Origin of the sequence: Skermanella rosea, assembly GCF_016806835.2 — a bacterium.
GTDB classification, from domain to species: Bacteria; Pseudomonadota; Alphaproteobacteria; order Azospirillales; family Azospirillaceae; genus Skermanella; species Skermanella rosea.
Map to the genome: position 1 here is coordinate 152556 of NZ_CP086112.1, position 22422 is coordinate 174977.

A 22422-nucleotide genomic window follows, 5' to 3' on the forward strand; every position below is an offset into this window, starting at 1 on the left:
CTCAGCTCTGCAACAAGAACCGCTCCAGCAGCGAGCGGCTCGTCGAGGCCTCAGCCAAAGTCTCTGACATCAGATCGCTTGGCTGATGGACGCACGCCTGACAGCCGTCGACGCAGAGACGTGCGTGAAGGCGGTAGATCTGGTCGGCCAACCGCGCCTCGGGACTCAAAGACTCGTCCTGGGCGGCATCCTCAATATGCCCATAGGCGTGCAGCACGCGGTGGGCGAGGGAGCCCGGGCTGCCTTTGGCGTGGGAAACCGCCGCGCTCACCAGTTCCCAAGCCGACGGCGCGCGGCCCAGGCGAGCGGTCAAGCGTTCATCGGCCTGCTGCACCTCCATGGCGAGGTCGTAAAGGTCGAAGCGCTCGTCGCCCACGGCCTCGGCTCCAAACAGCAGCCGCAGGACCGCAGCGGGCGCTGGAACGCCAGGCGACATGCCCAGTTCGTGCGCAAGCCGTGCGAGGGCTTCATAGTCGTCAGGATCGATGGCCCGCCAAGCCGCGTGCTCGGTCTTGCGCTCCAGAAACCGACGGAGAACCTCGTCTTCGCGTGCGTTGGGACAGTCGGCAAGGAAGCCATTGTGCCAATGCTGCGCGGCTGTTTCCAGCCGATCGACGAATGTCCGGGTGGTCCCGTCGCCAAAGGCGCCAGCCTCACAGATGGTTATGGTCGGGTCGGCATCATCGCCAAACTGCATGGGCAATCTGACGTGCAATATGACTTGCCGCTCGTCGCCGAGCGCCGTCTGGCAGAAGGACTCTTTCATCCGCACCGCGAGCGCATGCAGAACGGCGGTCTTGAGGAAGCGCCTGAACTGGACCGGTTCGGCGACGGCCTGAACTGCGGTGCGCAGCAGGAGCTGGAATGGTTGGCCCGACAAAGCAGCCGCTACCCGCGCCACGCGGTCCGTGCTCAGGAGGGGGTGCTGGGACAGCAGCGACGCGCGGGTATCCTCGAGCAGAGCGGCCAGCCCGGCGGCGTCCCAGAACGCAAGCAGCCGGTTGAGCCTGACCTTCAGGTCCGGATCGTTGGCCGCGCTGACGATCAGTTCGGCGCCGCGGCGGGCCTCATACAGACTGACCCCTGCCGCCTGGGCTTTGCTCTCGACCAGGTAGCGCAGCATCTGGGCGGCGTACCAACTCCTCTGGCCTGCGTCATCTTTCAGCCGTTCGATTTCCGCGGCGACGAAACGGCCCAGTCGCTGGTCATCTAGCGTCAGGCGGATGCCTTCGGTTTGCACATGATACCCGTGCAGCAGGGGTTGGTCCCTGTCGGGGCCGGTGAAAATCTGGGAATAGGTTTCCGGCCCTGCTTTTGGCCCCTCCAGTCGCACCTCGGCATCGGCGCCCCAGTAAACCCGGGCCAGGACCAAGCCGGTCGTCCTGTCCCCTCGTCCGTCGCCCAAGTAGACGTCCAGAGATGTCACCCAGGGTCGCATGGCCGGCACCTCCAGGCCTCGCCCGCGCGCCACATCAACCTTTATGAGGGGAAAGCCTCGAAGGCTGCCACGGGAGTCGTGACGTACCAATCGCGCTTTGGGCGTGGTGGCGTCGGCTGCCTGCGGCGCCACGCTTGGCGTCGGCACCGCCCAATGGGACTGCCAGCTGACGCCGAACAGAAGGCCTAGCCGGTCGAAGCTCAGTTGCTTGGGTCGGAAGTAGCGCGGCGACAGGCCCGACAGCTGGGGGCGCGCTTCCTCTGGCAGGTGATTCAACCAAGCCGCGCCATCGTCGCCGATGGTCGCCCACTGCCCCGCCTCATAGTCCTGATCAGCGAACCAGGGTGCTTTCCCTTGGACCGGCGGACGCCAATGAACCTCCGTGGCGTCATACCGGCGGGTGGCATTGCCGGGAGCCGCCAGCGGCAGGGCCAGCGAAATATCCTCTGGCTTGTCCAGGTCAGGGCCGCTCCTGACCCGCAGCTGCGGCAGGTTGATCACGTCGAAGAGCAGGTCCGGAATGAGATCGATGGCGTTGCGCACATCGCTGAGGAAGCGGATCGGCATTCCTTTTCGGGCTCGACCCATAGCCCATTGCCAAAGCGCCTCCAAGCTGTCGCGACCGAACTCCCGCCAAGGCTCCGGGCCAAAGATGCTTTCCACGAAGGATGCGGCATCCTGCAAGGCGGCCGCTGACGGCTGTCGGGGATCCAACGCGGTTCCGGTCCGCGTCTGGTGGCGGGCAAAGGCGTCCAGGACGGACGCGAGCATCTGGCCCTGCCGCACGAAATGATTGTCGGGATTGAGCGGAATGCCGAAGCCCGCCGGGCTGATCATCTGGCCGGGCTTGCGGAACCACCAGCTATCCCGGCTGGAATAGATGGAGAGGGTGACCGCTGTTATGGGTCGGTCGTTCTCGCCGCGGCCGCCGCGCCCCTTGCGCTGAATGAAGCTCGCCAAGTTGCGCGGCGCATAATGTTGGTAGACCAGCGTGATGTCGGGGTCGTCGTAGCCCACCTCAAGCGACGAGGTGGCGAAGACAATGTCCGCCTCCTTGATCTGCGCCTCGATGCTGCCCACCGCACCGGCGTGGACGGGCTGTTCCGCGACGCGCAGCGGCGCGCCGGCACACCGGCGACCGCGCGCCGACTGCTGGGCTTTGTCTTGAGCAGCGAAGATCCAGCACTCGCCATCGCGAAACGCGTCGCATCCATGGGGCTCGCCGCAGCAGGCGTCGCGGGGCACACCGGTGAGTGGATCGTCGGGATATTTACGCGTTCGATAGGCTGCGAGGCGGCGATGGGTCTCAGCGTCGTCGTATGCCGCGTGCAGGCGCCGAACCTTGTCGATGGAATCCAGGAAGACAAGGCTGCGGAAACCCCCCTCTCGCCCGGTGCGCCGTCGCATGCCATGCGCGAGGCACATCAAAGCCTGGATGGTGGTGGACGCGCCCGCGATGTCCTGACCTCGGGACTCGACTTCCGGTTGGATGAAGTAGAAGTATTCCCGCCCCCGGGGGTTGGGTTCTCGCTCCTCGCACATGGGGGTGAGCAAGGATACGGTGTCGCGGTGCATGAGCCGGCCCCAGGCGCTGGCCGGGTCGCCAAGCGTAGCGCTCATACCGACGGCCAGCATGCGCCCGCCGCAATCGACATTGCGCTCGCATCGGGCGGCGAGGCGCCGAAGCGCCAGGCCGACCTGCGCGCCATGGACGTGCGCGTAGAGGTGGATCTCGTCTGCCAGCAGCGCCCGCGGCGGCGCGAAGCCGAGTTCGTCACCGAACAGCCGGCCATAGCGGGTGTCGTGCATCCATCGGTGCAGCGAATCGGTCGTCGGCAGGAACAGGGCGGGCGGCGCTCGCCTCAATCCGACCTTGGACCCGATCCAACCGCCGAATGACCAGCGGCATGACGTGCAGAAGAGCTTGTCGGCCCCGTCCACGCCAGCGGCCTCACCGAGCAGCAGGGGTTCACCGCAATCGGGACAGGCAAAGAAGGGAAAGCTGAAGGTTCCGGAGCAGACGGCGGTCCAGCCGGCCTTTGTCTCCCACTCCTGCAGCCGATCGAAAGTCTCCGGAACAGCTGCCACTTGAAGGCCGAGTGTGACAGTGGGCATGCCCGGTTCCATCGCCAGGGCGGCTAGGTATTTGGCGAGGCGCTGGGCCTGGTTGGCGGCGAGTCGCACCCGTGGATAGGCCAGAATCGCCCGAACACCGCGAATGCCGCGCAGCCGGTCGGCGGCCGCCGCGGCGATGAGGGGCAGGCCAGCGGCCTCCGTCTTGCCAGAACCGGTATCCGCGGCGATCACGAAGGCGTCCGGTCCGTCGCCGTTCCAGGCGCGCGACAAGGCGTCCAGGCTGCGCGCCTGGAAGCCTGCCAAACAGGCTTCCACTGACCATTGGCGCGCCAGAGCGCTTGAAAGGCCCTGCAGGGCTACGGCGTGAACTGGATCGACCCGTTCTGCGATGTCCGGGAAAGTCTTCAAAAGCTTGTGCCGTTTGCGCTCCGGCTTGTCGCGGTCGCGTACGAGTACCTTCAGGCTACGCACGAGGTAGGGACTTTTCTCCGCGCCGTCGCGGCGGAAGCGCTGCTTCAGGTATCGGGTTTCCCGCGCGAGTTCGGCCATGCGGCTGCGGATGCGGCCCTCGTCGGCCATCAAGAGCCATCCAGCCGCTTCCAGGCGGGCCAGGGACGCTGTCACGGTGGCGCGCGGCAGACCGGCCGCGTTGGCGACGCCCACAGACGATGTCCAGGCCTCCAAGATGCCGAAGTTGATGCGCTCCACCTCCAGGTCCTCAAGCGCGTTCAGCACCTGGAAGTCTGTGTCGGACAGGTCCGGGGCCGATTCCTCGGGTGTTGTCTCGGGCGCGTCGTCCTGGTCAACCCAGTTTATCAGAAGGTGGCCCTTGGCCGTCTTGTAGGCGAGCAGCCCCTCGTCTCGAAGTCGATCGAAGTGCGGGCGCAGCACATCCTCGCCGCTACCATCCATCCAGGCGAAGTGCTTGCGCACGACGCCGTAAAGGGCTCCGGAGGTGCCCGATCTGGATTGTCGGATCGCTTCCTCGGCAAAGCGCCGGACATTCTCCAGTGTTGGGGGATGAACGGAACGTGGCTGATCGAGGGGCCGGGCGACCCAGAAACGACCAGTCCTGCCGGGGCGCGACTCCAAAGCGATCCGCCCCAAGCCATGAAGCTCCGAAAGCGCTGGCAGCAAGTTGGCGTGCGTGGCCATCGCAGCCTGAAGCTTAGGCAGCGTCGCGTTGCCGTGCTCGGACGCCAGAGAGACCGACGCCACAGCCTGAAGCACAGCGTCCTGCCACGGGGTCAAGGTGGCGGCCGGCGCGGGAGCCGCGCTCATCGACGCGTCGACTGCCTGCAGCGGCGGTGCGCCGTCGAAGCCCATGACCCGGATCTGGGCAGGAAACCGCCCTCCCGCACCGTTGGGCAGCATCGCCTCGGCGAGGAGAGCGGCGTCGAAGGTGAACTCGCGCAGCAGTTCAGCCTTGTCCATCTGCTCCTGTTGGGTCGGCACCGCGTCCAGCAACCGGCGGCTCACCAGAACGATGAGCTTGGACCTTGCCCGGGTCACCGCGACATTGAGGCGCTCCGGCGCGAAGATAAAATCCGCTTCCGCGACGGCGAACTCGGCGTCGGCAACGCAGTAGGAGAGAATGATCGCGTCGCGCTCTTTGCCCTGAATGCGGTCCACTGTCTCCACAAAGGCGCCTGACCGCATTGGTGCCGCCAGAGCATCGCGAATGGCGCTATTCTGCGCACGGTGCGGGCTCACGATGGCCATCCGCTCGCGCCACAAGCTAGGCTCGTCCCCCGGCATCAGCCGTGCCAAATGGCCTGCCAGCCGTGCGGCGACGGCAGCCTCGAACGCGTTGCTGGTGGCGGCCGGCGGGCCGTCATGCAGCACAACGACGATGGGATGGTCCGGATCGAGGCAGGCCATCTCCCAGTGTTCTAACCCGTCGCGCCACGTCTCCTTCAGCTCAAGGCGTTGCGTGGCCACCTCAGGCGCGGATCGATAGCGGCCGGGATAGAACTTGCGTTCCGGAAAGGCGGCCAGCGGCGCGTTCAGCCGAAAGGTTTCCTCCAGGGCGAACTCAGGCACCTGCGCCGACTTTAAGAAATTGTATAAGGAGCCGCCGAGCGCCCGGTTTTCCAGGGTCACGGACCGGCCGGCTCGGATGGGCGGCAACTGCTTGTCGTCCCCTGCGACGATGAGACGGCCTCCATCCTTGAGGCCTCCCAGCGCCAAGAGCCCCTGACCCAGCACCAGCTGCGAGGCCTCATCGATGCAGACGAGGTCGAACAGTCCGGCCGTGAACCCGTCGGCGGTTCCCGAGTTCGGCCGGCTCAAGAGCTTGTAGAGAGTCCAGACCGAGGCACCCATTACCACGGACTCCGGGGTGAGATCCTCGAGAGCCTGGTCGAGTTCTGCAGCGGCGGTGGACGGTCGTGGACGAACCAATGGCGAGAGGCCGGCTGCCGGCAGGTTTCCCAGAAAATGAGTGGCGAAGCTGTCGAGATCCGCCTTGCGGCCGCGGGCGGCGACACCGTCCAGAACGTTGCCGATGGCGTTTCGAGTGAAGGCGCTTACGAACACGCGTGCGGGCAATCCAGCGGCGTGGCGCGCATGGATGTAGCCCAAGATGAGCCAGGAGAGCAGGTGGGTCTTGCCAGTCCCAGGAGGTCCCAACACCAAGCCGGCGCGAGCCGTCGCCAGACCTCGCCAGGCGGCAATCTGGGCCGGACGCAATGGATGGTCCGCGCCGGCCGCAATCGCCGGCTCGGCGACGGTCTCAAGCCCGTCCATCCAAGTGTCGGCATCGCTGGTGGCGCCCGAGAACGCCTGAGGGTCGCGCAGGAACGAGAGAATGTGGTTCCGCAAGCTCATTCCCTGTCGCTCCGCGCCAGATTGGACAAAAAGGCTGCGGCCTTGGCCGTGTTGACGTCGTTGAAGCCGCGATCGATGTACCAGCCAGGCTCCTTGCCGACCCGACGCAGCAAAGTCTGGAAAGCTGGACCTTCGAAAACCCTGCCCCAGACCTGGACTTGCAGCAGATCGCGCCGGTCCCTGAATGCCTCGTCGGGCGGCCTTAGCTGGCAGGCAAGGCTTTTCCATTGGGCAGGGTCTAGCCGAAGGTCCGGTGTGTCGTCGGTCAGGATGAGATCGATGTCGCCAGGCCCGAGATCGCTGTCCCGGCTTTCCTCGGGGACATGGAATTGCATGATGCGATACGGCCCATAGGGCCATTCCTTCTTCAGCGTCAGTCCCGCCAGACACCGCCCGGCGTCGCGGCGCCGCTGGGCGGGCTGTGCCAGGTTCACCAGCGCCTCCAGCAGGCCTGCGCGGTTCTCCAGCAGCTCGCAGGCGAGCAGGACATCCAGGTCCACGGCATTAAGAGGATCGAAACTGGCCTGGAAGCGGAATGGCTTCTTGGCCAACCGGAGAAGGGGTGATCCTGCCGCGGCTTGTCTCCTGTGCTCCGTCATGATCCAGTTGATGACACCTTGCAGCGCGTCCAGGCGGGCGGAGACGTCCGCACGGATATCATCGATACTGGCAGCATCCGGACGGGCTTCCCGTAGCTTGCGAATGACCTCGATCGGCAGCAGGGAGGAGAAGCGGCGGGCGAATTTAGGTGCAGGGCGGTAGGGATGACCAGGACCTTCGGCACAAAGCACGTCGCTGACCTGGCGCAGGTCATAGGCAACGCTGAGGGGAAGGGCCCATAGGTGCTCCACCACGCTTCGGACCGCGGTTGCTGGCAGATGATGCACGCCTCGAAATTCGGGCTCTGGTACGACCTCGTCGGGAGGAAACAGGCGCACGAGGTGCAACAGGCCGCTGCGTATCCGGGTATCGTTCAGATGCCGGCCAATGGCGCGCTGCAGATTGACTGCCTCTGCCGGCTCGTAGAAGAAGATGTGGGCGTGAAGGCCATCGTCGCCGGCGGGACGCGCCGCGTTGGCGTGGTCGATGGCGTTCAGGTCCATGATGAGGGCGCTCAGGACGGTGACCAGCGCGTCGGACTCATGGCGCAAGGACCCGGTCTGCGGTACCCGAATTACTTCGTTGCTGACCGCGCCGCCTTCGATCCGCCGGTAGCCGATCGCGGCGATGCGGCCATCGACGGGATCATGGTCGACGGACACCAACAGGCAGACATCGCATTGGGGCGGCATCAAGAACGTCTGCTGCTCTTCTGTCCGCAGCACCCGTGTTTCGGACAGCGATTTTGCTCGCGCCACCAGCAGCGGCGCGCGCCGACTCAGCGACCAGCCGACTCCCGGCGCCTTGGCCAAGCCTGTTGCCTTGGCGAGATCACCGACGGTGCGCACACCCAAATGCAGCAGCGCGCGCTTGCCTTCATGGCTCAGGCCCGGCACCGCGGAGACATCGCGGTCAAGGGGTTGCCGCACGGCTGAAACCGATGCCTCGCAATGCTCCAGGAACTTGCACTGCTCGCACTTGAAGTAGAGGTGGAAGAACGTCTCATCGATGCCGTGGCCAACCCGCTTTCGCGCAATGACCGGCAGCTGGTTTTGGCAGAAGTCGTCGACTAAGCGTAGGTAGGGGGCGAGGGCGAACTGATCGACCTCCCAGGCATCGCCGTCCGCTGATCCATGCTCCGGTATGTGCCAGATCTCGCCATAGGGAGAGATCTCGGTTGTGAGCGGCGCGGTTACTGCCATCTCTTTCAACAGCGCTTCCAGAACCCGCGCGTAGAAGGCGACCTGGGTCTTGTGGAAGGGGGTGGCCCGGCGCGTCGCCTTGATGTCGATGAGGGTGAAGATCCTCTTGCCGCCCGGCCGGCTGGGTGCTTCCCGACGCACAAGGTCGGCCATATTGCGGGCAAGCTCCAACCCCGTGCCCTTGAGGAAATCCACCTCGCCGGAGGGGCGCAGGTTGACCTGGTGGGCGTACACGCGCTCAACTCGACCCCGTAGGAAGGCGGCCGTCTGCTGCTGATCGAGAACATCTTCGCCCGCGGAGGGCTTCAGGACGCCTTGCTCCCGATGCAAACGATCAATCACCCGGCGCTCAAAATCTTTGCCGAGCAGGGCCCAGCTGTCTTCCCGGGTGTCCTTGACGATGGGAACGGCAGCTAGTTCGCCATCGGACAGCAGTTCGTACCGAGCCTTGCGTTCACAGCGATACTGAAACCAAGATTTAATCGTCGATGCGCTGAACCGCTTTGCCATTTACCACCGGTGCCCCTAGCTTCCCGTCAGGCGGGAAAGGTAAAGGGTTCCCGTGGCCATTGCACGTTGAAATTGGAGTTCCCCACGTGTTAGAGCTTCGTGCCTGAAATCCGTATCGCGGTTGTGTTTGAGCTGTCGGCGTGACTCAACGCTGTTGGAGGTGGATCATGGGTAAACTTGGCTAGATGGCAACGGATTAGGTTCATCCAAGTTTTGTGTTGGAGTGTTGCACGGAGGAAGAAGAGGCAAAGGAGCCCCCAGCCCCCGCGATTGATCAGGCGACGCGGACGGAGTTCGGACGTCCAAGGTCGAGCATTCGGTTGAGGACCTGGGCGGCGATGGCGACCTCGGTGGTCCGGGCTTCGCCGGAATACGCACGCCAGCCCCTCACCGATGACCTGCTTCCAGCGGGCGATCTGGCCCTCGACGCGTGCTCTTTCATTGTAACCGCTGTCGCGCTGCCAGGCCATTCGCCCTTTTCCGGCGATCGCCTGAATGTGGCCATCGCGCTGGGTGGGCTCGGCCTCCGCCGTGGCGCTGAGCACGGCATCGGCACGCGGTGGGATAACCACCGTCGCAGCTGGATGGCGCTCGTCCAGAGTGGTGTACACGCCAGTTCTGTCATAGCCGCCGTCGCCCAGGAAGAGCTCGACCGGGTCGGCAATCTGGTCGAGCAGGGGCTCGACCTGGGAGGCGTCATCGACGTCGCGGTCGGTCAGGATGGAAGCGACGATCCGGCCGCTCACCGCATCGAAGCCGATATGGAACTTGCGCCAGGAGCGCCGCTTGCTGGTGCCGTGTTTCTCGACCAGCCACTCACCCGGGCCGCTCAGCTTCAGGCCGGAACTGTCGACCATCAGGTGGATCGGTCCGCCGGTGGTCCGGGGCTGCGCCGGCAGCTGAGGCTCCGGGCCCGTCGGCTGAGAGTAGAGAAATTCGGCACCGGCAGGTCGAGGCCGAGCAACTGGAGGATCGAGCCGATCAGCCCTTCGGTCTGGCGCAGTGCCAGGTGGAACACAGCGCGCAATGTTAGAGCTGTCTTTATCGCGAGGTCCGAGTAGTGGGGTTGACCTCCCGGTGTCGTCCGCGGCGCCGCTTTCCAGGCGGTGATCGCCTCATCCGTAAACCACACAGTCAGACTACCCCGCCGCCGCAGCGCCTCGTTATACGCTGCCCAGTTCGTGACGCGTCGCTTCGGCCGCGGAATATGGTGGCGACGGTCGGCGTTGTATTTATGCGGCATAAAGGCCAGATCCTGAGCATCGAAACGGACTGTCTCCTACGTCACCCCGCCCATTCGTGCAACATCTATGGACGGCCCCCACCTTGCAAGGGTTTCGCGTGGCGTTCCGACATGGAAAGTCGGTTGCTGCCATCTATCCGGCCTCTTTGCGCAGCCCAGGCTGCCGGCCCTGATGAGATCCGCGGATCGGCACCCAATCACGCTGTCGAGCTGTTGCGCTCGCTGTTGCACGCGGGTTTGGCCGATCCCGGTCTGACCTGTCATGCCATCACGCTGTCAGTCGCCCTCGCAAACCGAAGGAGAGCCCGGTGCGCCACACTCAGCCCCCGTCGGAGCGGCGTGCAGCGGTGTTGTCTCACCCCTGTCTTCTTCCTGATCCCAACCTCTTTGTTCGATCGGCAGGACCACCTCTCCGTCCCGACCTGTCTTTTTCAGGAGCGCCGCGCGCAGCGACGGCAAGGCTGGCCCGCCAGGGCCACCGCCGCAGGCGGCTTGGCCTTGCCGGAGCGAGCACGGTGCTATTCTGCCGCTGGTCGGGACACCCGATGCGATTGGCGCGCTCATGGCCGCCTTACGCCGCGGCTGGTTCGGTCGCCGCATCCGGCTTTCGGTAGTCCTCGCCGCGCGCCATCACGGCCCAGGCGATCCGCGCCAGCTTGTTGGCCAGCGCCACTACCGCGACGTTGACCGGCCGGCGCTTCAGCAAGCCGGCCAGCCACGGCGAGGTCTTGCCCTGCCAGCGCATCACCGCCCGGGCGCCATGCACCAGCAGCCGACGCAGATAACCGTCTCCCGCCTTGGAGATGGAACCCAGGCGCTCCCTGCCGCCGCTCGAATTCTGACGAGGCACCAGGCCGAGCCACGCCGCCAGGTGACGGCCGGACGCGAAGATCGTGGCGTCGCCGACCGTCGCCGCCAGCGCCGTCGCGGTGATCGGACCAATGCCGGGAACCGTCATCAGCCGCTGGCACACCTTGCTTTCCCGCGCCTGCTCGGCCAACCGGGCGTCGAGTTCCTCGATCCGGCGTTCGGTGTCGCGCAGTTGGTCGACAAGACTCTGAAGAACGCTTCGTGCCAGAACGGGAACCCGGGTGTCCTCCAGGTCGGCCACCACGGCGGTCAGCTGCACGACCTTGCCGACGCCCTGGGGTGCGATGATGCCGAACTCGGCAAGGTGAGCGCGCAACGCGTTGATCAGTTGCGTCTTCTGGGCGACCAGCGTCTCGCGCACCCGGTGGATCGCCAGGGTGCTCTGCTGCTCCTCGCTCTTGACCGCGACGAACCGCATGCTCGGTCGCTGCACCGCCTCGCAGATCGCTTCGGCGTCGGCCCGGTCATTCTTCTGGCGCTTGACGTAGGGCTTGACGTACTGCGGCGCCATCAGCCGCACCGTATGGCCGAGCCGGGCGAGCTCTCTTGCCCAGAAGTGCGACCCGGCACAGGCCTTCATTCCGACCACGCACACGGGCAAGTTGGCGAAAAAAGCCAGCACCGCGTCCCGCCGCAGACGCTTCGTCACAACCACCTTGCCCTGGGCATCAACACCGTGAACCTGAAACACCGACTTCGCCAGATCGAGACCGATGAACGCTGCCGACATCGCACACTCTCCGGGATGAAGGGAACCTATCCCTCATATGGCACTAAACGTGCTTTGATACGGGGGACCGTCCATCTCATCACGCTGCCCTACCGCCGACCGTCTGACCTGTGAAGGGTATAGGGGGCAGGAGGTAATTCCTACCCTTACCTCAACGCGATGTAGCCATTCCATCCGCGCGCTCGCAACTCGCAGGCCGGGCATTCGCTGCAACCATAGCCCCAGGCATGGTGGTGAGTGCGATCGCCTTTGTAACAGGTGTGAGTCTGTTCGACTATGAGGTCGACCAGGTCAGCGCCGCCGATCTGGTCGGCCATAGCCCATGTACCAGCCTTGTCGATCCACATGAGCGGCGTGTGCAGGACAAAGCGGTGATCCATGCCCAGGTTGAGCGTAACCTGCAGGGCTTTGAGCGTGTCGTCGCGACAGTCCGGATAGCCGGAGTAGTCGGTTTCGCACATGCCGCCTATCAGGTGCCTAATCCCTCGACGATAGGCCAGCGCCGAAGCAAAGGTGAAGAACAGCAGATTCCGGCCGGGTACGAAAGTGCTGGGCAGGCCATTTTCCTGAAACCGGATTTCGGCATCGCGGGTGAGTGCGGTGTCACTGACCTCTCCAAGCACCGAGAGGTTCAGCATGTGATCCTCTCCCAACCGTGATTTCCAATGCGGGAAACGGCTGACCAGTTCCTTCCTGAACTGGGTTCGGCACTCCAATTCCACCAGATGCCGCTGTCCATAGTTGAAGCCGACGGTTTCTACCCGCTTAAAGCGGTTGAGCGCCCAGGTCAGGCACGTAGCGGAATCCTGCCCGCCGGAGAAAAGCACCAACGCCACGTCATCGCTCATTTATTCCTCCTTTCCGTGATGACCGAAATAGGTGCATGCATCGCCGCTGCTGTCGCGGTAGACGGTGACCCGCGCTAGACCCGTCACGGACGGAGCCAGTCGCCGCCAAATCCACGCCGACAGGTTTTCCATTGTGGCGGGGCCCAATTCATCCACCTCATCGAGTAAACGGTGGTCGAGGGCATCCCGTGTATCGTCAAGCGAGCGTTCCAGTAGCCCAAGGTCGATGAGCATACCGGACACCGGATCGGGCACGCCGCGCACCACAACCTCCGCTCGATAGGAGTGGCCGTGAATGCGCCGGCTCGACTCAGTTTCGATTGCCCGGTCTAGTGTATGTGCGGCGTCGAAGCGGAATTGTTTCGAGAGTTCGAACATCACGCGATCCCGATCACCTTGTGGGTTTGGAGGCTGAGGCGCCAGCGTGGGTGGTCTTTGCAGTACGCGACAGCCCGTGCCGTATTGGCTGGCTGTTCAGGGCCGTCCATCGGCTGAAGCCAGAAATGCCGGAATGGCAGGCGCTCGAGATCTCCCGGCGCAAGCCCCGCCTGGGGGTAGACAAGCTTGAGTTCGTGCCCGCGGCGGAGGGTCAAATCGGCGCCGGCCTTCGGACTGACACAGATCCAGTCCACCCCCGCTGGAGGCTCTAGGGTGCCATTGGTTTCGATTGCGATCTCAAAGCCGCAGGCATGGACCGCCGCGACCAGTGCCGCGTCCAGCTGCAGCAGGGGTTCACCGCCGGTGAAGACCACGTACCGGTGATCCTGCCCCTCCCCCCAGGTTCGGGCAATCGCTTCTGCAAGGTCTGATGCGGCCGGGAAGCGCCCGCCTCCATCTCCATTCATGCCCACGAAGTCAGTATCACAAAACTGGCAGATCGCACTTACCCGGTCCTGCTCACGCCCAGACCACAGGTTACACCCGGTGAAGCGGCAGAATACCGCTGCGCGTCCTGTGTGGGCTCCTTCCCCCTGCAGTGTCTTGAAGAGTTCTTTGACGGCGTACGACATGGCGCTTCTCCGTCAGACCGCGGCCGCATCAAGCAGCGGCGCTGGCCGGGGCGTCTTCCGCGACCGCATATCGGCTCGGACGATCGCCTGCAGGTAATGAGCTAGCGTCACGATGTCCTTGTTGAGGTTCTGGATCGCTTTCCAGTGGCGCACGTCGTCGTCGGCAAAGCGCCACTCCCCGGAACTCCAGGCGGTCCTACCCTGCAGACATCCCATCCCGGCAGCGAACTCGTCCCACTTTCGGGCGCCGTCCAGAATGGCCAAATGCTCCATGACATAGCCCATGGCGGAGATCCCGGCACCATGGACGAGGCGGGAGGTTCTTGGTTTATGATCGCGCCAATCGCCTGAGAAGACGATCTGAACGGCCCGATAGAAGTTGTTCACCAGGTCAAAGCAACGGCGCTCTCCGTCCGGCTCCCTGATAAACTCGCGCATGACTCCATCGTTCAGCGAGTTCATGATGACGCGCTGAATGGCCGTGTCACTGATCTCACCTTGAGGGTTGGTGTGCTGTTTGATCTGGCCGCGGAGGGACGAATCCTCACGATAGTTGAGTTGCGCGGTCAATTCCGCTGCCAGTGATCGATTATCAAGTCGGTCAGGGAGTCCGCCCACGGTCGGGAGCAGTTCATAGATGAGGGATTTGGGCAGCGGGCGTGTGTTGTTGATCAGCACGAACTGGCGCCGCAACTCTGCCTCATCGCGGCAGACCAGCGCTGAGACGAAGACGCGAAAATCCTTATCCTTTACCTGGGCAAGTGCTGACAGACGCTGCTGGCCGTCGACGACAAAGCCTGGCGGGCCGTCCGCCGTGTCGATCGTGACCCGACAGACTTGGTCGTCCACGCTCTCGACCTGGACGCCCCTGGTGAAGGCAACAACAATGGGGTTGGGCAGAACAGCGTCCGGCTTTTCCAGGTAATCCTTGATCTCGCGGATGTGGGAGGCGATCTGCGGTCGTTGAAAGCCGGAGAGCGTTCCCTCCGCACTCCGGGCCACGCGGTCGATCGTCGAAAAGCGAAGGATCTCTTCAGCCGTTGCCGCGAAGGAGACCACAATGTGGTCAGTACTCTGCGGCGCCTGGATAGCCAAATAGGACATCTGGCTCATGATGCTTCTCCGGATGGCGGCAGGTTGTCGATGAGGGATTTGTAGACACCCAGGTTATGGATACCGCGCCGGCGATTTCTGTTGGCGGCCCGGAAGATCATCACTTCGATGGACAACGACCGGCAGATGCTACAGTCGCACCGCCTCCAGGGTTGCTCTTCGAGTGTGACGCGATACTGCTTGGCCAGCGTCCGCATGGTGGTGCTGTCACGCACCTCCTCGAAGTGCTGTCCGACCGCAAACGGCGCATTGTAGGCGAGTACCGCCTCCAGCGTTTCATCGAGCGTCACCTGCCCCTTGTCATAGGCGCGCACGCTATCGAGGGCAGCGGCTTCCAATCGACTGAGATCTTCCGACCGAAAGGTGCCGGACTTGATGTGCTTGAGAAGCTTCGTGTTCTCGAGCGCCTGCGGGATGCGGAGCGCGGTGTAGTAGCTCAATCCTTTGTCCCCGTTGGGCAGGTAATAGTTCTGCTTGGCATCCTTGAAGGCCCGGATCAGCGGCGAGCTGGTATCAAAGCTGGTGATTTTGAAGGGTGCGAAAAGCTTGATGTCATTTGCCTTAGCGAAACCGAGGATGTGTATGCGGGTGTCTAGCGGGATGGCTTCCCGGATCGCTTGCAGGCAACTGCGTATCTGATCCGCCTTCAACGGCGCCATGCCACCAATGGCAAGATAGTTGTAGCCCATCGTCGCTAGGCGCCGTGCGGCCTCGGCCATGCTGCCGGGAGACCAGCCCTGCACGACACCCATGGGGGTGAACCGATTGCTCATGTGCCGTGTGGCTTCGAGGAACTTTTGAGCATTGGTGAGAGTGACCTCGAACCGCTCGTGGGCTTTCGCTGAACCGCCCTCCATTCCCTTCAGGGTTAGATCGTAATCGAAGATGATATGATCAACGGAGCAACCGTGGGTAAAGCCGCAATCATCATAGAACTCCGCCATGTCATCCGGCGTGTAGGGAGGCACATCCTCATTCGCGTAGGTGAAGGCGCCGCAATCCCCGAATATGTCGAACCGGGCTCGCTCGGGTTCATCAAGACGCAGAAAAACCCGTGCACCGGAACGCCGGAACCGCATTGCTTGGGACTCGGTGTACTTCGACTCCACGATGCCCCGTGACACCAGCATGCCGTCGTAGGGGGCCGTAGCAAGAAGCTCGTGTGGGTAGACATCGTCCCAGTAGGGCTTGCGGCCGATCCCGTTGCGATCCGCCTTGAAGTCGTATCGGGGATCCACAAGGTCCAGGCTGTCGGCGAAAATGAACTTCATCGCTGCGGCCTCGACAAGGCTCGGTCGAGACGGACCAGATGGTCCGTGAGCTTGGAGATATGCTGAGAAGTGCTTTGCACCTCGTTCCAGCGCCAGCCCAACCCTTCCCACACCCCATCGACCCAGCAGCAGTGTGGTGCCAGGCGAGCGAGCGAGTCGCGCACCTCCCTCTCCCCGTCGGGACTGCTGTCAGCCCGGACCATAATCGGGTCCATCAAGGCTCCCATCGCCCGGATACCGGCGGAGTGCATGAGGCGGCTTTCCGTCGGTGGCTTTCCCCAGGCTTCGGGAAAAGTCTGCCGGACGGCTGACCAGAACAGGACCAGTGCGCGGTACATGGCGTCAGCGTCAGAGTCCTGGGCTCCGCGGTATATGCTGAGCGCTCCCGTCGGGGCTCTAAGGTTTCCCTTGATGGCTTCTAGCAAGGCGGTATCCGTGATGACCGTCTCCACCTCATTGGTCTCCGACTCTCGCCGGATTAGGTGGTAGAACGGTGACTTCGGATCTCGATTGAGCAGGTTGCACAACTCACTAGGCAATTTTCGCGCAGCGAGATCCCGCGGCAACAGCGCATTGACCTCTGGCAGCAACTCGTTGATGAGGCGCGTCGGTAGAGGCTTTGCCTTATTCACCAGGATGAACTGCTCGCGTTGCATTTCCAGGTCGGCGGAAACGAAGGCCACGACGGGAACCGGTATCCTAGAGTTGGTCGCGCGAGCCAGAGCCAGGGAACGCTGCTGACCATCAACGATCCAGGCGGCACGGCGTCCTTCCGGCCGGATCGGAATCGATAGGGTGCCGCTCTGGGCGATCTCAAGCATGCCGGTCGGTACAGGCCCTCTCGACTGCCGGAACACCACCTCCGGGGATAGTGCCAGGATGATTGCGTTGGGGAACAACACGGAACCGGTTTCTAGAAACTCCACGATCGCATTGACGTGGCTCTTGATCTCTTTCCGCTGAAAGCCTTTCAGCGTCTCCGCCTCATCACGAGCAATACGGGAGATATCGGCAATTCTTACAATGTCGGAGCCGTATAGAAAAAATGAATAAATCTCGATGTCTTTACCCTGGTAGGTTTTTAGCGCTCGGACCGTGATCGCGTCATCGTTGGTGCTCAACATGGCATAAGATTCCCCTGCCGCGTCTTGGCAACGGCATGAAACAAATTCTTGAAGCGCCCCTGCTCACAGGCAATGCCGAACTCGTCACGCAGTTTACGCAACATCATGCCCGATCGCCCCTGGACCGCTTCCCAGTGCAGCAGAATGAGGTGCTGGATCTCTTCATCGGTCGCCGGAGCGCGGACTGGCCGTAGCGGGGCCTTGAACAGTGCGAGCCTGGCCCGAATCCGTGCCGCATCCTCATCGGGCGAATGCGGAGCGCGGGGATCGAACAGATTTCTGACAAAGTCAGCAAGGGCTCTTTGGGCGAAATCGCCGTCCGTGCCTGGATAGGCGTCTGGGTCGTTCAAGCGATTGTCATAGGGCATCAGGTACTGCCGCAGATCCGATGGCACAGTTTCGGGATCAATGCGCAGAAACAGTCTCAGTCGACCAGGATTCTGATCGGCCCAACTTATCAGATCGGAGCGCATCATGTGAAAGTAGGGCCCCGATAAAGCGACCAAGAGAGTTGAGGTCTCTAGAGAGTTGAGGGTCGTGCTGAAGTGACTCACTGCGCATAGTTGCCTCCACCATTCACTGACATTGCCGTCGGTTAATAGCGCACCAATAGAGTTGGGCATTCCGGGCGAAACTGTAGCCTCGTAAGCAGGGATCATGATCCCTGAGTCAACCAGACCAAGCCCTGCTGAAGCAACGAAGAGAGGCGCGTTCAGATGCGTGCTAACCCACTTGGCTTCTACGAAAGCGCGTCCACAGTAGAGATCTATGCCCCTCAGAGTGCGAGGTAGATTGCTTAATCGAGAGGCCCAAACTGTTGCAAGCTTGGTTACCGGCCCTGGCAGTGAACTACCGAGTGTCGCCTCGAGAGAAGGCTTGGCACGTTTACGATTGGTGCAGTTCGTAACAACGATAGGGCACCCGCCCGAAGAGAAATGTCTGATTTCATTCATTGACTGCGTCACTTAAGTAGGATCAACCGATGCACAACGATCACCATAACTGCTAATTCGATGAAAGCCAACAGCCGGAAAAACTGCATCAAAAATTTTCGGGCAGTTGGATCTGTTAGTGAAATACAGTTGGCTAAATTTGAGCTATGATGCACCGGATACAGTGAGACCTTTAGGCGCGAAACGCGAGGTGGTTTTCCGCCTGTCGCGCGGTGAGTTGCTCGACGTGGTCTCGCGGAGGACTGAACCGCACCGGGATTCCCGGAGGCCGATTTGGTTGAGTCACGCCGCCCTGGCGCCGTCCTCGGTTTGAGCATAGTAGCGTGCTTCGGCCTCGGCGGGTGGAATGTTGCCGATGGGTTCGAGCAGGCGCCGGTGGTTGAACCAGTTGACCCATTCCAAGGTGGCGAACTCGACGGCTTCCAAGTTGCGCCATGGCCCTCGGCGTCGGATCACCTCGGTCTTGTAGAGGCCGTTGATCGTCTCGGCCAAGGCGTTGTCATAGGAATCGCCGACGCTGCCGACCGACGGCTCGACACCGGCCTCGGCCAAGTGCTCGGTGTAGCGAATGCTGACATATTGCGACCCGCGGTCGGAATGGTGGATGAGGCCGCTGCCTTTGGCCGGACGGCGGTCGTGAAGCGCCTGCTCCAGGGCATCCAGGACAAATCCGGCGTGTGCGGTGCGCGAGACCCGCCAGCCGACAATCCGCCGGGCAAACGTGTCGATGACGAAGGCCACGTAAACGAAGCCTTGCCATGTCGCCACAAACGTGAAATCCGCGACCCACAAGGCGTTCGGGCAGGACGCCTGGAACTGGCGGTTCACCCGGTCGAGCGGACACGGTGCCGCCCGGTCGCTGATCGTCGTCCGCACCGTCTTGCCGCGTGTCACCCCCTTCAGCCCCATACGCCGCATCAGCCGGGCCACTGTGCAACGCGCCACGTCAAGGCCTTCCCGCCGCAACTGCCGCCAGACCTTCCTGACCCCGTAGACCTGGAAGTTCCCGTCCCAGATCCGCCGGATAGCCACGCTGAGTTCCGCATCGCTTCGCCAGCGGGCCGGCGCCTTTGACGGGTCAGTCCGCAGGGCGGCATGGGCGTGATAAGTTGACGGGGCGATCGGCAGCACTTTGCAGATCGGCTCGACCCCGTGGACGGCGCGCTGCTCGTCGATGAAGGCGATCATTTCCTGAACGGGCGGTCGAGCTCCGCCTGGGCAAAATACGCCGATGCCTTGCGAAGGATCTCGTTCGCCTGGCGCAGTTCCCGGACCTCGCGCTCCAGCGCCTTGATCCGCTCCTGCTCGTCCGTCGTCGGGCCGGGCCGTTTCCCCTGGTCGCGCTCGGCCTGCCGGACCCAGCCCCGCAGCGTCTCCGCCGTGCAGCCGATCTTCGCCGCGATCGAGCTGATCGCCGCCCACTGCGACGCGTGCTCGCCTTCGTGATCGAACACCATCCGAACCGCGCGTTCGCGGATTTCAGGGGCGTACTTGGGTGATGCCTGTTTCGTCATGATGACCCCAGTCTCTCAAGAAATGGGGCCTCCGGTAAACCCGGCGCGGTTCACTCTCCATCGTCTGGAATGCGCCGGTGAGACGATGCGCAATGCTCTCAACAGCCTGGCCGTGAGTGCCCCCGATTGGTTGCATCGGCTCAGTCCACCGGAGTGGCTGGAGCGTTATGGCCGACGGTTCGACGACTACCGTCTGCCCAAGGGCAAGGACGGACGCCAAGCCTATGCCGAGCAGATCGGCGCCGATGGGCACGCGCTACTCGACGCCATCTACGCCCAGGAAACCGAGGCTTGGCTCCGGCAAATTCCGGCCCTTGAGATCATGCGGCAGGTCTGGGTCCAACAATTCTATCGGTCGGAAGGGGACATCCACTGGCGCACCGAAGCCGAGGGGGTGCCGCCGTCGGCCCTGTTCATCGCGTCGCCTTATGATCCCGAAGCGCATTTCGCCAAGAAACGCAGCACCTCCTGGGTCGGCTACAAGGTACATCTCACGGAAAGCTGCGAGGACAACCAGCCTCACCTGATCACCCACGTGGAAACCACTGCTGCTCCTGTGGCCGACAGTGATGTGCTGGAGACGATACACGATGCTTTGGCCGCCGACGATCTGTTGCCGGCCGTGCATCTGACCGATACCGGCTATGTCGATGCCAAACGCCTGCTGTCCAGCCGCACCCGGTACGACGTTGACCTGCTGGGACCGACGCGCGGCGATTATCACCGCCGAGGGCGCGAGAACAAAGGCTTCGCCGCGCAGGACTTCACCATCGATTGGGAGCGACGCCAGGCGATCTGCCCGGCCGGGCAGACCAGTGCCAACTGGGTCCCGACGCAGGAACCCAGGGGCAAACCGGTCATCCGGGTCAACTTCGCCAGTTCGACCTGCAAGGCCTGTCCCCACCGCCTCGACTGTATCGACGCCGATGGTGTCAGGCGCACATTGACCCTGCAGGTGCCGGAGCTTCAGATCGCCTTGCAGGCAGCCCGGCATCGGGAGAAAACGGCAGAGTTCCGCGAACAGTACGGCAAACGGGCCGGTATCGAAGGGACAATCTCACAAGGCGTCAGGGCTTTCGATCTGCGGCGCTCGCGTTATATCGGGCAGGCCAAGACGCATTTGCAGCATCTCCTGATCGCCGCCGCCATCGACCTGGGCCGCATCTATTGCTGGCTGGTCGGTGAACCGCGTGCTCAAACCCGCCAATCGGCATTTACCGCCCTCATGATGCCCAAAGCCGCATAGGGAATTCGCCAGCGGTATCGGAAATGCGGATGGACCAAGCTTCATCCGCCCTTTACACAGGCCGACCGCGTTGGGCATCCTCGACCCTCGGAGATATGCTCAAGAACCCGGCCTACATGGGCGCCGCGGCGTTCGGCAAGACCCAGGCGGGACCCGCACCAGCCCGGCTCCGCCCCAGGCGCGGGGAGCCTGAGCACCCCAAGATCGACGGCGGCACCTACAACGCCCCTGCGCAAGACTGGGTGACGGTGCCCGTCCCGGCGATCGTCGACCCCGCGCTGTTCGAGGCGGTCCAGGCCCAGTTGGCCGAGAACCGCCTCCGCCACCGGCGAACGCCCGCTGGGCAGCGCCATCTGCTTCAGGGGTTGGTCGTCTGCAAGCTGTGCGGCTATGCCTACTACGGCAAGACAGTGTATCCGAGATCCCGCAGCGGCGAACGGCGCGAGTACCCGTACTACCGGTGCAGCGGTTCCGATGCGTATCGCTTCGGCGGGCAGCGCGTCTGCACGAACGCGCAGGTTCGCGCCGATCACCTGAATGCCGCCGTCTGGCGGGAGGTCGAGCGGCTGCTGAACGATCCGCACCGCCTGGCCGCCGAATATGAGCGCCGCCTCGACCAGGTACGGGATGGCGGCCCCGAGCAAATCGATCTGGCCGCTCTGGAAGCTCAAATGGCCAAGCTGAAGCGGGGTATCGACCGCCTGATCGACAGCTATGCCGAAGGGGTTATCGACAAGGGAGAGTTCGAGCCGCGCCTTGTCGGGTTCCGCCAACGCCTAGGCGGTTTGGAGGAACGCCGCCGAGCCTTGTTCGATCGAACTTCCCTGGAAACCACCCTGACGCTCCTGGTCGGACGGTTGGAGGACTTTGCTGGCCATGTCCGCAACAAGCTCGAAGCCTTCGACTGGCACCAGCGTCGTGACCTGATCCGCCTGCTGGTCAAGCGCGTGGAGATCGACCACACTGACATCACAGTCGTCTTCCGGGTCACACCCTTACCCGATGGGCATGATCCTGATAACAGCAGCCGGATTTTGCAAGATTGTCCGGGGCGTCAACACGGCCCGCGAGTGCCAGTCCATGATCGCCACCAGGTAGATGAAGCCCTTGGCCATCGGGATGTAGGTCACGTCGCTGCACCACACCTGGTTGGCCCGGTCGATGGTCAGGCCGCCGAGCAGGTAGGGATACTTGGCGTGCTCGGGCGCCGCCTTGCTGGTATTGGGGCGCTGGTAGATGGCGACCAGTCCCATGAACCGCATCAGGCGCTGAACCCGCTTGCGGTTGACGGGGAAGCCCTGGGTGGCCAGCCACGCCGCCATGCGACGCGAGCCGTAGAAGGGCCGCGCCAGGTACTGGCGGTCGATCAGCTCCATCAGCCGGAGATCGTCGGCGCTGACCGGAGCCGGGCGGCGATAAACCGACGCCCGGCTGACGTCCAGCAACTGACATTGGCGGCGCACGGACAAGGTGGGATGCGCGTGGGCGATCATCGCGCGACGCTCGGCCCGGCCTACTTGCCGAGCCTCCTGGCCAAAAAATCGTTCTCGACCTTCAGCTGGCCGATCTGGCGGTAGAGTTCGCCGACCTGGGTTTCGCTGATCTTGTCATCGCGGTCGCTGCCGCTCTCGAACACGCCGGCCGCGCCGTCGAGCAGCGCCTTCTTCCAGGCATGGATCTGGCTGGGATGGACACCATACTCGCCGGCCAGTTCGCCGACCGTCCGGTCGCCCTTGATCGCCGCCAAGGCCACCTTCGCCTTGAACGTCGCGCTATGTTTCTGCCGTGACTGCTTCACTAACTGCTCCTGTTTCTAAGCCGCATATGGGAGCAGGACTCTCACAT

At 63.2% G+C, this 22422-nt stretch carries 14 protein-coding genes, 2 pseudogenes and 1 other annotated feature; of the genes and pseudogenes, 2 read left to right on the forward strand and 14 right to left on the reverse strand.

Features of this window, described 5'->3' with window-relative positions; translation table 11 throughout:
* Nucleotide 1: 1 nt before the first annotated feature.
* The 12 genes and pseudogenes from JL101_RS29265 to JL101_RS29320 form a co-directional block, all read right to left on the reverse strand.
* Entirely contained in the window at nucleotides 2-6343 is a 6342-nt protein-coding gene (locus tag JL101_RS29265) for an AAA domain-containing protein (RefSeq protein WP_203104143.1), read from the reverse strand.
* Nucleotides 6340-8655 (reverse strand): hypothetical protein, encoded by a 2316-nt coding sequence (locus JL101_RS29270; protein WP_203104145.1) that lies wholly within the window; start codon nucleotides 8653-8655, stop codon nucleotides 6340-6342. Before JL101_RS29270 ends, JL101_RS29265 begins: the two co-directional genes overlap by 4 nt.
* Before the next feature lie 274 nt (nucleotides 8656-8929).
* Nucleotides 8930-9898: pseudogene (locus tag JL101_RS29275) on the reverse strand (IS5 family transposase).
* A 571-nt stretch (nucleotides 9899-10469) separates the two neighbouring features.
* Complete coding sequence (locus JL101_RS29280; protein ID WP_203104147.1) at nucleotides 10470-11498, reverse strand: IS110 family RNA-guided transposase; 1029 nt, start codon at nucleotides 11496-11498, stop codon at nucleotides 10470-10472.
* Between the two features lie 146 nt (nucleotides 11499-11644).
* The gene (gene queC / locus JL101_RS29285) at nucleotides 11645-12346 is read right to left on the reverse strand and encodes a 7-cyano-7-deazaguanine synthase QueC (RefSeq protein ID WP_203104149.1); all 702 of its coding nucleotides are present in this window, start codon (nucleotides 12344-12346) and stop codon (nucleotides 11645-11647) included.
* Nucleotides 12347-12724, reverse strand: a complete 378-nt coding sequence (locus JL101_RS29290) for a 6-pyruvoyl trahydropterin synthase family protein (protein ID WP_203104152.1) — start codon at nucleotides 12722-12724, stop codon at nucleotides 12347-12349. It lies immediately after the preceding gene.
* Nucleotides 12724-13356, reverse strand: a complete 633-nt coding sequence (gene queE, locus JL101_RS29295) for a 7-carboxy-7-deazaguanine synthase (RefSeq protein ID WP_203104154.1) — start codon at nucleotides 13354-13356, stop codon at nucleotides 12724-12726. Before queE ends, JL101_RS29290 begins: the two co-directional genes overlap by 1 nt.
* A gap of 12 nt (nucleotides 13357-13368) precedes the next feature.
* Nucleotides 13369-14469 carry a DGQHR domain-containing protein DpdB gene (gene dbpB, locus JL101_RS29300; protein ID WP_203104156.1) on the reverse strand — a complete coding sequence of 367 codons (1101 nt, stop codon included), beginning with the start codon at nucleotides 14467-14469 and terminating at the stop codon, nucleotides 13369-13371.
* Nucleotides 14466-15740 carry a tRNA-guanine transglycosylase DpdA gene (gene dpdA, locus JL101_RS29305; RefSeq protein ID WP_203104158.1) on the reverse strand — a complete coding sequence of 425 codons (1275 nt, stop codon included), beginning with the start codon at nucleotides 15738-15740 and terminating at the stop codon, nucleotides 14466-14468. Before dpdA ends, dbpB (JL101_RS29300) begins: the two co-directional genes overlap by 4 nt.
* Nucleotides 15737-16864 carry a DGQHR domain-containing protein DpdB gene (gene dbpB, locus JL101_RS29310; protein WP_203104160.1) on the reverse strand — a complete coding sequence of 376 codons (1128 nt, stop codon included), beginning with the start codon at nucleotides 16862-16864 and terminating at the stop codon, nucleotides 15737-15739. Before dbpB (JL101_RS29310) ends, dpdA begins: the two co-directional genes overlap by 4 nt.
* A complete protein-coding gene (locus JL101_RS29315) occupies nucleotides 16858-17340 on the reverse strand; it encodes a hypothetical protein (protein ID WP_203104162.1) in 483 nt (160 codons plus the stop codon). Before JL101_RS29315 ends, dbpB (JL101_RS29310) begins: the two co-directional genes overlap by 7 nt.
* Before the next feature lie 759 nt (nucleotides 17341-18099).
* Nucleotides 18100-19331, reverse strand: a protein-coding gene (locus tag JL101_RS29320) for an IS3 family transposase (RefSeq protein WP_228435572.1) whose coding sequence is annotated in 2 segments (ribosomal slippage) — nucleotides 18100-19040 and nucleotides 19040-19331 — 1233 coding nt in all. Because the reading frame shifts where the segments join, the coding sequence is not laid out codon by codon here.
* Nucleotides 18931-19047: a sequence feature (AL1L pseudoknot), on the reverse strand. Its footprint overlaps the gene before it by 117 nt.
* 85 nt (nucleotides 19332-19416) lie before the next feature.
* Here JL101_RS29320 and JL101_RS29325 point away from each other — a divergent pair.
* Nucleotides 19417-20577, forward strand: a complete 1161-nt coding sequence (locus JL101_RS29325; RefSeq protein WP_203104588.1) for a transposase — start codon at nucleotides 19417-19419, stop codon at nucleotides 20575-20577.
* Nucleotides 20578-20606: 29 nt separating this feature from the next.
* Nucleotides 20607-21125 (forward strand): annotated as a pseudogene (locus tag JL101_RS37005) (recombinase family protein); the annotation flags it as partial.
* Nucleotides 21126-21572: 447 nt separating this feature from the next.
* On the opposite strand, the gene JL101_RS37010 reads toward JL101_RS37005, so the two are convergent.
* Together JL101_RS37010 and JL101_RS29330 are read right to left on the reverse strand one after the other, a co-directional pair.
* Nucleotides 21573-22070: an IS3 family transposase gene (locus tag JL101_RS37010; protein WP_203104594.1), complete on the reverse strand. Its 498-nt coding sequence runs from the start codon at nucleotides 22068-22070 to the stop codon at nucleotides 21573-21575.
* 20 nt (nucleotides 22071-22090) lie between these two features.
* Nucleotides 22091-22375 carry a transposase gene (locus tag JL101_RS29330; protein ID WP_203104590.1) on the reverse strand — a complete coding sequence of 95 codons (285 nt, stop codon included), beginning with the start codon at nucleotides 22373-22375 and terminating at the stop codon, nucleotides 22091-22093.
* Nucleotides 22376-22422: the final 47 nt, after the last annotated feature.